Here is an 11,859-nt window from a genome sequence, read left to right on the forward strand (position 1 = left end):
GTCGTTCCCTTTCTAGTGCAGTTCTTTTGCTTTTCTGACGCATTCCTCGTAAGTTGCTCCCACCTGTTCCCTGTGGTAGCCGGGAGCCAGCATCGCCGCGAAATACAAGGTCTCCAGTGTCTCTTCCTGTGCCGGTGTGGGATGGGAAGGCACCACCACACGGGTACTCCATATTAACATACAGCCGGTATACTCCACCATGAAAAATATGGGCTCCATATTTTTCTCCATACGGCTGTTCAGTGTCAGTTTATCTTCGCCGGAGATTTCCTCCAGCTTTTTGATATGAGAAGGCTGTGGCTCTTCCACACTGCCGTCCGGCAGGATCACGCACTCGCAGGGATCCATATCCTCTCTGTGTGCATTGATAAATTCCATGACAGTCATTCTCACACCTCCTTTGTTCCGTCTGTCAGTCTGTCTGTTCTTCCGCCCGGACCGCCCAACGCATCTTCGTGGAACGGGCTCTGCCGTTCTGTACACATTCCTCCGCAGAAGGGCGGATCACGTCTTTCGCATAATCGGCATAAATGCCGTTCCGGTAGCCTTCCTTCAATGCCTGCTTCACCAGCTTGTCTTCGCCGGAATGGAAAGTCAGGATAGCTACTCTTCCGCCAGGTTTCAAGGCTCCCGGCAGCTTTTCCATGAACTCATACAATACTTCAAATTCGCGGTTCACATCAATACGCAAGGCCTGAAAAGTTCTCTGACAGGTCTTTTTGATGGTATCCTTTTTCTCCTTCTCCGGGAGGAAATCCAGAGTCTTTTCGATGACTTCCCTTAATTTTGTAGTAGTATCGATCCGGTGTCCTTTACGGATCTCATCGGTGATGGCCTTCGCCAGTTCCTCGCAGTAGGGTTCGTCGGAATTCTCGTAAAGCATTCCCGCCAGTTCTTCTCTGCTGATGGTATCCAGGCGCTCTGCTGCACTGATTCCTTGCTGCTGATTCAGTCTGAGATCTAGCGGACCGTCCACCTTGAAAGAAAAACCTCTGCTGGGATTATCGATCTGCATGGAAGATACTCCCAGATCCGCCAGAATAAAATCAAATCCGCCGACCTCTTTTGCGATCTCATCTATAGTGCAGAAATTCTGTAATCTGATGGTCAGAATCTCTTCTCCGTAACCGGCCTCTGCCAGTCGTTTCTTCGTCTTGGCAGACTCCTCCGGATCTACGTCTGTGGCATAGATATGCCCACGCCCCTGCAGCTGCTCCAACATGGCTTTCGTATGTCCACCGTAGCCCAGTGTTGCATCAAATCCGGTCTCTCCCGGCTGGATCTTCAGGAAATCCAGAATCTCCTTTACCATAATGGAGATATGCATGCCTGCGGGAGTGTTTCCCTTCTGAATCACATGGGCAATGGTATCTCCGTATTTTTCGGGCTGTAATTCCTTATATTTTTCCTCAAATTTTCTGGGGTATTTCCCTTTATAACGCACCCGGCGCTTGTGGGGTGTCTGTTCCTGATCCATTCCCATGGTTACCTCATTTCACTCATTTTGTTCCAGTTCTGTTCCCTGTAATTATATCGCATATCAGATATCCTTGTCCACTTCCTGTCAGAGAAAAAAAGCAGGCATCGTTGCCGATACCTGCTTTTCCAGCTGTACTATATTTTTCTCAATGTCTCAGCCGTTCTTATTCCTGAGGAAGAATAAACTTGCTGATCAGCTCATCCAGAGAGATTGCCTGTGCAGACAATTCCTGGCTGGTAGCGGAAGATTCTTCTGCGGTAGCGGAGTTGGACTGTACTACCTCGGAGATCTGGTTGACACCCTGCTCTGCCTGATCCATGGCATTGGCCTGGTCCTTGGAGATCTCGCTGATACTGCGGGAAGACTCTGCAATCTTGCCGATACCGTCTACTACGATCTCGATGGAAGCAGCAGCGCTGTCTGCAGCCTGGTTGCCTTCCTTGATCTCCTGCATGGAACCTTCAATCAGGTCTCTGGTATCTACAGCAGACTTGGTACTCTGCTCTGCCAACTGACGGATCTGGTCAGCAACCACAGCGAATCCACGGCCTGCCTCACCTGCTCTGGCTGCCTCGATGGAAGCATTCAGGGACAACAGGTTGGTCTGGGATGCAATATCCTCGATTTCAGAAATGATATTGCCGATCTTGTTGGAAGTATCACTGATTCTGGCCATAGCATCCACCATAGCCTTCATCTCTGCTCTGCTGTTATCTGCTTCGTTTGCATATTTTCTGGCCTGCTCATAGGACTCCTGTGCCTGTTCAGCAGCCTGCTCAATATTGGAAGTAATGTTGGTAATGGTAGCCTGCAGTTCTTCTACGGCACCTGCCTGCTCGGTAGCGCCCTCTGCCAGATTCTGGGAAGCATCTGCCAGGTTAGCTGCACCTGCGGATACCTGCCTGGAAGACTCCTCGATGGAACGCAGTGTCTGAACCATCTGTGTCTTCATGTTACGGATAGACAGAAACAACTGTTCAAAATCACCCTGATACATATCCGGGTTCTTGGAAGTGATGTTGTAATTGCCGTTTGCCATCTGGCTCATAACTTCTCCGGTGTCGGCAATGACAAAACTCAGCTTTTCTGCCATTTCATTTGCAGAATGAATCATGTCAGCGATCTCATCCTTACTGTTCAGTGTCGGGAACGGATCGGACAGGTTACCCTGTGAAAAAGTCTCCAGACGCTTTGCCAATGCATCCAGCGGTGCTGCGATTCCCTGAGAGATTGCATGTTCCATTCTCGTTGCAATGATAATTGCCAGCACGATCACACCAACAATGATAAGCAGGAAAATAAATCCCATGATATTCAGTATGGAAGAAAGGGAATCTCCTTCACGGACATTCTCGTTCATAAGTTCACGCATGGTATCATAAATTTCATTATAAAGCGGTGCTACCTGATTCTGCATCAGCTCCTGTGCCTGCATACGCTTCTCTTCCATATCCACCTTACCGGTATTAATGGCCTGCTGATCCAGCTCCCAGTACTGCTGAATCTGCTCATTTACCTGATCATACAGTTCCTTCTCCTTTGAAGAAACAACAGTCTCGCCGACAACTTCCCAGTATTCAAGAAAAGCCTGCTTCTTCTCATCGTGAGTCGTGATCAGACCGTCCACCAGATCCGGGTCGTTATATCCTATGATTCCACGGGTTGCGGATCTTACATCCGTGAATACAGTCATGGCCTTACCGATATCTCCCTGTGAAAAACCGTAATTGGTCAATGCATGCTGATAGCGGTTCATGGTAACGATCATTGCCAGTGCTCCGAGCACTCCTGCAATAGATGATATAACTACAATAATGACAAAAGCTTTTTTCAGGCGCTGCCTGATTTTCAAATTTTCGAACATTTAACATTTTGTAAAAATATGTAAATAACTTTTTTAATTTCGATTATATTTTTATATTTTATTTGTCTTTTCCCTGTTTTCCGTGTGTGGCGGATCAATATTCTCCATTAAACGCATTCACTGTATACACAGAAAACTCTCCTCAACAGAATAACATCTGTCCGGAGAGTTTTTCATAGTAATAGTAATATAGGAGATTATAATGCTTTTTTGATGGCTGCCATCAGTTCGTCATAGGTCTCATAGGCCGGCAGCTCCGGATGATCCTTCTTGATCTGTTCGGTGCTCTTGAACAGGAACCCTGCCTTGCTGGCCTGGATCATGCCCAGATCGTTGTGGCTGTCACCGCTGGCGATGGTCTGGAAGCCGATAGACTGCAATGCCTTCACCGTAGTGTACTTGGAATTCTCCACACGCATCTTAAAACCGGTGATTTCACCGTTGTCAGCTACCTCCAGGGAATTACAGAAGATGGTGGGGTAACCCAGTTTTTTCATCAGAGGGCCCGCAAACTGTGAAAAAGTGTCGCTGATAATGATGACCTGGGTAATGGAACGCAGCTCATCCAGGAATTCCTTCGCCCCGGGGATGGGGTCGATCTTCGCGATAGTCTCCTGAATCTCCTTCAGTCCCAGACCGTGTTCCTTCAGGATGCCAAGTCTCCATTTCATTAATTTATCGTAATCCGGCTCGTCTCTGGTGGTTCTCTTCAGTTCCGGGATTCCGCTGGCCTCCGCAAAAGCGATCCAGATCTCCGGCACCAGTACTCCCTCCAGATCCAGGCATACAATATTCATATCCATCCTTATGTCCTCCCAGTAAATTCAAATGTATTTGTGACAAGTATACCCCATTTTACCTTTTTACGCAACCTTTTACTTTATTGTTGTAACGTGTTCTTGTAATGCAGTTGTAAATTTTTCTCAGATATATCATCATACGCACACAATTTTGAAACGAATATTTCCATGTGTTTTACATATTTTCGTTTCATGTCGTAGATGCCAAAGAGTGCCGCTTCACATTGTTTTCTGAAATTTGCTTGTAAATTCCACTTTTTTTCTGTTATTTTTGTGACATTTTAACTGTTTACTTTGTTCTATATGTGCTATAATAACCATAGTGCAAAAAGAACTTCTACAAGCTCTCATCTACACGAAACAAACGTAGAGATCGAGGAGGTCATCATTATGTTGACATTAAAAGCTGAAAAAAGAAATCCTGACGAAAAAGCAAAGAAATTAAGAAGAGACGGTTTTATCACCGGTGTTTTGTACGGAAAAGAAATGAAAGAGAATGTTTCCCTGAAATTCACAGAGAAGGATGCATCCGCTTTTATCAAGAATGCAAAAGAAGGCACCCAGGCTTATCTGGAACTGGATGGTAAGAATGTAGATGTTCTGGTAAAAAATATTGATTTTGATCCTCTGACCAAGAAATATATGGCTCTGGACTTTCAGGCTCTGGTAGCCGGCGAAATCGTATCCGCTACTGTTCCCATTGTCTATGTGAACGAAGACAAGGTACAGGGTATCTTCGAAGCAGAATTGTCCGAGGTGCATTACAAAGCAGATCCCGCACATCTGCTGGAGCCCGTTGAAATTGATCTGGCCGCTCTGCCCCAGACTACGAAGACCATGTATGTCAAGGATCTGAAGCTGGAAGAAAAAGGTGTGCATGTCACTACCTCCGGAGAACAACAGCTGTTCCATATCGGCGAGTACGGTCAGGAAGAGCCTGCGGATACCGAAGAAGCAACCGAAACCAAATAATTCTGTCTATCCATAAAAAACCGGTGTCTGAAGTCTTTCTTCAGACACCGGTTTTTATTATTCAGCAATATTCTTACAGATATTTCTTCAACAGTTCTACCTTATCCAGCTTCTCCCAAGGCAGATCCACATCGGTACGTCCGAAGTGACCATAGGAGGAGGTCTGCTTGTAGATAGGTCTGCGCAGGTTCAGCATCTTGATGATGCCTGCAGGTCTTAAATCGAAGTTCTCACGGATGATCTCCACCAGCTTGTCGTCATGCAGTTTGCCGGTGCCGAAGGTATCTACCATGATGGAAGTAGGATGTGCCACACCGATAGCGTAAGACAGCTGGATCTCACACTTTTCAGCCAGTCCTGCCGCTACGATATTCTTGGCAACGTAACGTGCTGCGTATGCCGCACTTCTGTCCACCTTGGTGCAGTCCTTGCCGGAGAATGCTCCGCCGCCGTGACGTGCATATCCACCGTAGGTGTCTACGATGATCTTACGGCCAGTCAGTCCGCTGTCGCCGTTAGGTCCGCCGATTACGAAACGTCCGGTAGGATTGATGAAGAACTTGGTGTCTGCATCGATCATGTCTGCGGGCAAAACAGGATCGAATACATACTTCTTGATGTCCTCATGGATCTGCTCCTGAGATACATGTTCGTCATGCTGGGTAGACAGAACGACTGCCTCCAGACGAAAAGGCTTGCCATTCTCATCATACTCTACGGATACCTGACTCTTTCCGTCGGGTCTTAAATAGGAAAGTGTACCATCCTTACGAACCTTGGTCAGCTGTCTGGTCAGCTTGTGTGCCAGAGAGATGGGATACGGCATATATTCCGGAGTCTCATCCGTAGCATAGCCGAACATCATACCCTGATCTCCGGCACCGATGGCATCCAGCTGTTCATCGGTCATGTGGCTTTCTTTTGCTTCCAGGGCCTTGTCTACGCCCATGGCGATATCAGTGGACTGCTTGTCCAGAGATACCATAACGGCACAGGTGTTGCCGTCGAATCCCTTCTCGGAAGAATCATAGCCGATCTCGGTCACGGTCTTACGAACAATAGCGGGAATATCAATATTTGCCTTGGTGGTGATCTCACCCATTACCAGTACGAAACCGGTATTGGTGCAGGTCTCACATGCTACACGGCTGAACGGATCCTGCTCCATCAGCGCATCCAGTACCGCATCAGATACGGCATCACAGATTTTGTCGGGATGTCCTTCGGTTACGGACTCCGATGTAAATAAACGTTTTTCCATTTGTCCTCCATTCTGCTTCCCTGTGGGAAGAGGGTCTAGTGTATGAGTTGCTAAAGTCCTGTCATTCAGAGCCTCATTCGTAAAATCAAATTTTCAATGCCGACAGCTCTGAATGATGCAAAAAAGTCCGCTTTCATAAGCGGACTGATTTATTGTGCGATCAAATCCTCTTATTGTTCGACAGTTATTCGCTCAGGTGGGCACCTTCCGCATTCTGCGGGGTTGCCGTGGCTTCATCGATCCTATGTATCTCCACCACTCTGAATAAGGGAAAGTCTATATGAACTTTTCTACGCTAATTAACTTACTATGAGTTACCTGTTTTGTCAACAGACATTTTTTTCAAAATGTCATTCTGTTGTGGTTTATGAGAAATCCACTCATTAACCGATCTTCAGCTTGAACTTCTGCAGGTCCCGCTCCGTCTCGATCAACTCGATCTGGGCTCCCAGTCCCTGTAATTTCAGGTGGAAATCCTCATAACCTCTCTCAATATAGCGGATATCATCCACAGTAGAGAATCCTTCTGCAGACATGGCAGCCAGTACCAGTGCTGCTCCCGCCCGCAGATCCGGTGCGGAAATATTGGCTCCGGTATATCTGGATACACCGTCGATGATAGCGGTGTTGCCTTCTACTTTGATGCTGGCGCCCATACGGGTCAGCTCATCCACATATTTGAAACGGTTCTCGAAAATACTCTCCGTCACGATGCTGGTTCCTTTGGAAAGTCCCAGCGCCACTGTGATCTGGGGCTGCATATCCGTAGGAAATCCGGGATAAGGCAGGGTCTTCACCTGGGTATGCTTCAGAGGCTTGGACGCTACCACACGGATACAGTCATCCGCCTCCTCTACTTCACAGCCAATCTCCAGAAGTTTTGCCGTAATAGACTCCAGGTGCTTCGGAATCACATTTTTCACCGTCACATCGCCCTTGGTCACTGCCGCTGCGAACATAAACGTACCGGCTTCGATCTGATCGGGAATCACGGCATACTCTGTGCCATGCAGATGGGAAACACCCTTGATACGGATCACATCCGTACCGGCACCCTTGATATTTGCTCCCATGCTGTTCAGGAAGTTCGCCAGATCCACCACATGAGGCTCCTTGGCAGAGTTCTCGATAATCGTGGTGCCTTCCGCCATTACCGCAGCCATCATGATATTGATGGTAGCGCCGACACTGACCACATCCATATAAATATGGCTGCCGCGCAGATGCTCCGCCTGTGTCTTGATCAGGCCATGCTCGATCTTCACGTCCGCGCCCAGAGCACGGAAGCCCTTAATATGCTGGTCGATGGCACGGCAGCCGATATCACATCCACCGGGAAGTGCCACTTCCGCATGCTTGTATTTACCTAACAAAGCACCGATCAGATAGTAGGACGCTCTGATCTTCTTGATATTTTCATCTTCTACTACAAGTTCACTGATGTTGGATGCATTGAGAGTCACTTTGTGACGGTCGGTTCTCTTTACGATCACGCCGATGTTCTCCATGGCGCTCAAAAGGACATTCGTATCTCTTACATCCGGCATATTTTCTATATAAACAGTCTCATCCGTCATCACGGAAGCAGCAAGAATAGGAAGTGCCGCATTCTTGGCACCTCCTATTTCAACTTCACCGACTAATGGATTACCGCCTTTAATTGCGTATTGTTCCATTGTTTCTTACCTCTGTCATTCTCAGATCAGAAAAACCTTCTTATGCACTTATACCACATTTTCGCACATTTGTAAATACAACGCCCTAATTCAGGTACTTCAACGGGTTCACCTGGCTACCATTAATGAGGATCTCAAAGTGAAGATGAGGTCCCGTACTTACGCCGGTATTACCGCTCAGTGCAATACGTTCTCCCTGTTTTACCGTCTGGCCGACCTTGACGAGCACCTTGCTCAGATGTCCGTATCGGGTCTGTCTGCCGTCTTCATGGTTGATATAGACACAATAACCGTATCCACTTCCCCATCCGGCTCTGGCCACTGTACCGCCGCAGGATGCAAATACCGCAGTTCCGGTAGGAACCGACCAGTCCACACCCTTATGGTAGCTGCTGGCACCCTTGGTAGGTGACTTTCTGCGTCCGAAATTGGAACTCAGACGTCCACCGGAAATAGGCTTGATATAGGTCGGAGGAATCTTGGTGCCTCGTTCCACAATCTTGGGAACTGCCTCCATGACCACTTCTTCCTTCAGAATATCCCTGGTGACCTCTCTGTCATTCAGATAAGATACATCCGCCACTACCCGACGGAAACCGGCGGAGGGCTGCTGCAAAATCTTGGTCTGGGTCGTATACCAGGAATCGTTGTCCACATAAATTACATCTGCATCATAGATTTCTTCATAATAATTCTGCTCCATGCGCTCCACGGACAGCTCCGGCTGCGGCACGGTAATGATCAGCTTGTCCCCTACGCGGATCGTAGAATTTTCATCGGTCAGTGTCTCGCTGTTCATGGCGATGATCTGATCCATCGGAATATTTACTTTAATCGAAATCTCCGACAGGGTATCTCCGCTGACTACTTCATATTCTCCGGGGGTCTCCTGATCCTTGATCACATCCTCGATTGCCTGATCCAGCGGAGTCAACATGCTTTCCGGAAGATAGGTCTCTACGATTTCCACCTTTTCCGCAAAGTCCATGGTCATCAGCCCAAGATCATAGTCTTCGAAATCTTTTTCCCCCTGCTGGTCTGCCTGGGAGCCCGCCTGATCCAGTACGGACTGTACACCGCCTGCATAGATGGATTCTTCCTTCTGTTCTTCCTGAGCGGTCAGTTCCTGTTTATTGACTACCTCGGTGGTAAGAACATTGAATTCCTTCTGTGCATCGTGAGTCAGTTCCACGCTGAATTTGTCTTCACTGTCGTATTTGTCCACTGCTGCCTGCAGCAGAGACTCCACATCCTCCACGCTGGACAGGTTGACCATATATTCATTTACTTTCATTGTATAGGATCTGTGGGAAGTCTCACGGATACTGCTCTCCAGTTCCCGTTCCATGGCTGCCAGCAGATTGTCCTCATTGTCCAGTGTTCCCCACAGCACTTCTTCACCGACCAGCTTTAAATCTGCGTCCATAAAGATCATATCATCACTCTGGGAAGCGATATTCCTTCTGGCTTCCTGCAGAAGCTGCTCCGCTCTGTCTGCTTCGCCCACCGTTCCGATCTCATTGCCGTTCAAGAACACGTGGAAGTAATTCTCTCCGGTCTTTTCAAACGCTGCATACCCTTTGAGGAAAAAGAGGCTCACAAAAAGAGTGGCCAGCGTTGTTTTCACATATGTATATTTTACTCTTTTCGAGTAAGATGTCAGTTTCTTCATGAATTCCTTCTCGATCTATCGTATCTGAAAACAGTATGCCCCCTTCGGGCATTCTGTATACCTGTCTTACTGTAATAACTTTGTAACATATAGATTCTATCAGCATTTATATGCCTTGTAAAGAAAGAATGTCTGTTCGATTTTTTTGTTTTCTCCCGAACCGATCTATGCTATACTGGAGGTAAATAAAACGGTCTGATCCGGAAAGGAGACGCCATGAGGGAACCGGTCATTTTTCATATTGATGTCAATTCCGCTTTTTTAAGCTGGACGGCGCTGGCCCGTCTGGAACAGGGGGATCCTGTGGATCTGCGCACGATCCCTTCCATCGTAGGCGGTGACACCTCCACCAGACACGGGGTGGTGCTGGCCAAATCCATTCCCGCCAAGGCTTTCGGCATCACTACCGGTGAACCGGTGGTCAATGCCCTGCGCAAATGTCCGCATCTGGTCATGGCTTCTCCGGATCATAATATGTACCGTCTGAAAAGCCAGATGCTTATGGAACATCTGGCGGGTATCTGCCCCGACATCGAACAGGTCAGCATCGATGAATGTTATATGGACTATACGCCCATTGCGGGGAACTACGCCTCTCCCGAGGAAGCCGCTGCTTTCATTCGTCACTCTGTTTTTGAAAAATTTAAATTTACGGTAAATGTGGGAATTTCGGATCGAAAGGTTCTGGCTAAGATGGCCTCTGATTTTGAGAAACCGGATAAGACTCACACCTTGTATCAGCGGGAAATAGCGCAGAAAATGTGGCCGCTACCTGTTTCCGCCCTGTTCACCTGCGGACATTCCAGTGCGGAGACTCTCCACAAATTAGGTATTCTCACGATCGGGGATCTGGCAAAGACGGATCCTGCGATCCTGGAAGCACATTTAAAAAGTCACGGTCGTTGTCTGTGGCAGTATGCCAACGGCATCGACGATTCCACAGTAGTCCTGTCTCCTTCCAAGGCAAAAGGGATCGGCAACTCCACCACTTTAAGCAGCGATGCCACCACCAAAGAGGAAGCCTGTAAAGTATTGCTGTCTCTGTGTGAATCCGTGGGCAGGCGTCTACGGGCCTCCCACCAGTTGGCAGGACAGATCTGCACGGAGATCCGGTACAGTGATTTCCGGAACGTTTCTCACCAAATGCCGATAGACATTCCCACGGCTTCCGTGAATCTCCTGTACGAAGATGCCTGTGCATTATTCGACGAATTATGGGATTCCACTCCCATACGGCTTCTGGGGATCCGCACTTCCAAGCTGGTGCCGGAAGACGAACCGGTTCAGCTCAGCCTGTTTGATTTTCCGGCTCCCCGTTCCGAGAAACAGCAGAAGCTGGATGCCGCACTGGATAATATCCGGGCAAAATATGGCAAGGATGCCATCAAGCGGGGGCGTTTTCTCTAACGCTGCGTGGTAATGATCATGTTGAGTACCGCCTTGGTCTCACCCACATTGTGATAGACATGTTTCCTGTCACAGGCAAAATAGAGAGAACCACCTGTCTTCACCAGAAAACTGGAATCTTCCAGAATCAGTTCGACCTCCCCGGATACCACCGTCAGGTATTCCCAGGTCTGCTCCCCGTGGGATTCGCTTTCCATCCGGGCATTTCTGGTCAGCTCGCCCTGATAGATCTCGAAATTTCTTCCGGCATCGTAGGGCAGCATCACATAGATCCGGTATTCCCCTTCCTTTGCCTTGCATACCGGAGCCTCTTCCGGAGACGGCACCACCATGATTTCTTTCCTATTATAAATCAACTGTTCAAAAGGTACCTTCAATCCCTCCACGATCTTCCCGATAGTGGACACCGTGGGATTGGATTCTCCTCTCTCGATCTGTCCCAGCATGCTTTTGCTGACACCGGTACGCTCCGCCAGCATATCCAGACTCATATTTTTGGATTTGCGGATTCTTTTCAGATTGAATGCTATGTTTTTATCGATCTGTGTCATATGCTTCACCCGGACTTTCCCATGATTGCGGTACCCGGCAGATATTTTCCCGCCACCGCATAAAAAAAGCATCAGACTCCCGTCTGATGCTCAGACTGTAGACAAAACGCTTTTGGTCAGCACTCCAGAAGCGTTTTTCTTGTTTTGGGTTCAAAAAGTGTGTACTTGATCAATAA

General features: G+C 48.0%; 10 protein-coding genes and 1 riboswitch. Of the genes, 2 read left to right on the plus strand and 8 right to left on the minus strand.

Annotated features, from left to right (window positions below):
• Positions 1 to 12 precede the first annotated feature (12 nt).
• The 4 genes from OCV96_RS09440 to thrH form a co-directional block, all read right to left on the minus strand.
• Positions 13 to 387, minus strand: coding sequence for a hypothetical protein (locus OCV96_RS09440; RefSeq protein ID WP_118501935.1), 375 nt, complete (start codon positions 385 to 387; stop codon positions 13 to 15).
• A 25-nt stretch (positions 388 to 412) separates the two neighbouring features.
• A complete protein-coding gene (gene rsmH, locus OCV96_RS09445) occupies positions 413 to 1,477 on the minus strand; it encodes a 16S rRNA (cytosine(1402)-N(4))-methyltransferase RsmH (protein ID WP_227064571.1) in 1,065 nt (354 codons plus the stop codon).
• Between the two features lie 166 nt (positions 1,478 to 1,643).
• Positions 1,644 to 3,344: a methyl-accepting chemotaxis protein gene (locus tag OCV96_RS09450; RefSeq protein ID WP_262594373.1), complete on the minus strand. Its 1,701-nt coding sequence runs from the start codon at positions 3,342 to 3,344 to the stop codon at positions 1,644 to 1,646.
• A 197-nt stretch (positions 3,345 to 3,541) separates the two neighbouring features.
• Entirely contained in the window at positions 3,542 to 4,141 is a 600-nt protein-coding gene (gene thrH / locus OCV96_RS09455; protein WP_117464803.1) for a bifunctional phosphoserine phosphatase/homoserine phosphotransferase ThrH, read from the minus strand.
• A 393-nt stretch (positions 4,142 to 4,534) separates the two neighbouring features.
• On the opposite strand from thrH, the gene OCV96_RS09460 reads away from it, so the two are divergent.
• On the plus strand, positions 4,535 to 5,116 hold the full coding sequence (locus OCV96_RS09460) for a 50S ribosomal protein L25 (protein WP_262594374.1): 582 nt from the start codon (positions 4,535 to 4,537) through the stop codon (positions 5,114 to 5,116).
• A 73-nt stretch (positions 5,117 to 5,189) separates the two neighbouring features.
• Here the strand turns inward: OCV96_RS09460 and metK are convergent, their stop codons facing one another.
• The 3 genes from metK to OCV96_RS09475 all read right to left on the minus strand — a co-directional run bounded on the left by metK (position 5,190) and on the right by OCV96_RS09475 (position 9,725).
• Positions 5,190 to 6,377: a methionine adenosyltransferase gene (gene metK, locus OCV96_RS09465; RefSeq protein WP_262594375.1), complete on the minus strand. Its 1,188-nt coding sequence runs from the start codon at positions 6,375 to 6,377 to the stop codon at positions 5,190 to 5,192.
• A gap of 167 nt (positions 6,378 to 6,544) precedes the next feature.
• A riboswitch (SAM riboswitch) is annotated at positions 6,545 to 6,648 on the minus strand.
• Between the two features lie 112 nt (positions 6,649 to 6,760).
• The gene (gene murA, locus OCV96_RS09470) at positions 6,761 to 8,053 is read right to left on the minus strand and encodes a UDP-N-acetylglucosamine 1-carboxyvinyltransferase (protein ID WP_118501932.1); all 1,293 of its coding nucleotides are present in this window, start codon (positions 8,051 to 8,053) and stop codon (positions 6,761 to 6,763) included.
• 85 nt (positions 8,054 to 8,138) lie between these two features.
• On the minus strand, positions 8,139 to 9,725 hold the full coding sequence (locus OCV96_RS09475) for a M23 family metallopeptidase (RefSeq protein WP_022312269.1): 1,587 nt from the start codon (positions 9,723 to 9,725) through the stop codon (positions 8,139 to 8,141).
• Positions 9,726 to 9,941: 216 nt separating this feature from the next.
• Here OCV96_RS09475 and OCV96_RS09480 point away from each other — a divergent pair, with 216 nt between their 5' ends.
• Positions 9,942 to 11,132 (plus strand): DNA polymerase Y family protein, encoded by a 1,191-nt coding sequence (locus tag OCV96_RS09480; protein ID WP_262594376.1) that lies wholly within the window; start codon positions 9,942 to 9,944, stop codon positions 11,130 to 11,132.
• Here OCV96_RS09480 and OCV96_RS09485 read toward each other — a convergent pair.
• The gene (locus tag OCV96_RS09485) at positions 11,129 to 11,755 is read right to left on the minus strand and encodes a helix-turn-helix domain-containing protein (protein WP_022312271.1); all 627 of its coding nucleotides are present in this window, start codon (positions 11,753 to 11,755) and stop codon (positions 11,129 to 11,131) included. The two genes, OCV96_RS09480 and OCV96_RS09485, sit on opposite strands and share 4 nt — an antisense overlap.
• Positions 11,756 to 11,859: the final 104 nt, after the last annotated feature.

The organism is Waltera acetigignens, from assembly GCF_025567015.1.
Lineage (GTDB): Bacteria > Bacillota > Clostridia > Lachnospirales > Lachnospiraceae > Acetatifactor > Acetatifactor acetigignens.

What these genes read in the sequence shown, in the direction of transcription:
- OCV96_RS09440 (WP_118501935.1), bottom strand. Translation starts at nt 387, where the DNA reads ATGACTGTCATGGAATTTATCAATGCACACAGAGAGGATATGGATCCC.
- rsmH (WP_227064571.1), bottom strand. Translation starts at nt 1,477, where the DNA reads ATGGATCAGGAACAGACACCCCACAAGCGCCGGGTGCGTTATAAAGGG.
- OCV96_RS09450 (WP_262594373.1), bottom strand. Translation starts at nt 3,344, where the DNA reads ATGTTCGAAAATTTGAAAATCAGGCAGCGCCTGAAAAAAGCTTTTGTC.
- thrH (WP_117464803.1), bottom strand. Translation starts at nt 4,141, where the DNA reads ATGAATATTGTATGCCTGGATCTGGAGGGAGTACTGGTGCCGGAGATC.
- OCV96_RS09460 (WP_262594374.1), top strand. Translation starts at nt 4,535, where the DNA reads ATGTTGACATTAAAAGCTGAAAAAAGAAATCCTGACGAAAAAGCAAAG.
- metK (WP_262594375.1), bottom strand. Translation starts at nt 6,377, where the DNA reads ATGGAAAAACGTTTATTTACATCGGAGTCCGTAACCGAAGGACATCCC.
- murA (WP_118501932.1), bottom strand. Translation starts at nt 8,053, where the DNA reads ATGGAACAATACGCAATTAAAGGCGGTAATCCATTAGTCGGTGAAGTT.
- OCV96_RS09475 (WP_022312269.1), bottom strand. Translation starts at nt 9,725, where the DNA reads ATGAAGAAACTGACATCTTACTCGAAAAGAGTAAAATATACATATGTG.
- OCV96_RS09480 (WP_262594376.1), top strand. Translation starts at nt 9,942, where the DNA reads ATGAGGGAACCGGTCATTTTTCATATTGATGTCAATTCCGCTTTTTTA.
- OCV96_RS09485 (WP_022312271.1), bottom strand. Translation starts at nt 11,755, where the DNA reads ATGCTTTTTTTATGCGGTGGCGGGAAAATATCTGCCGGGTACCGCAAT.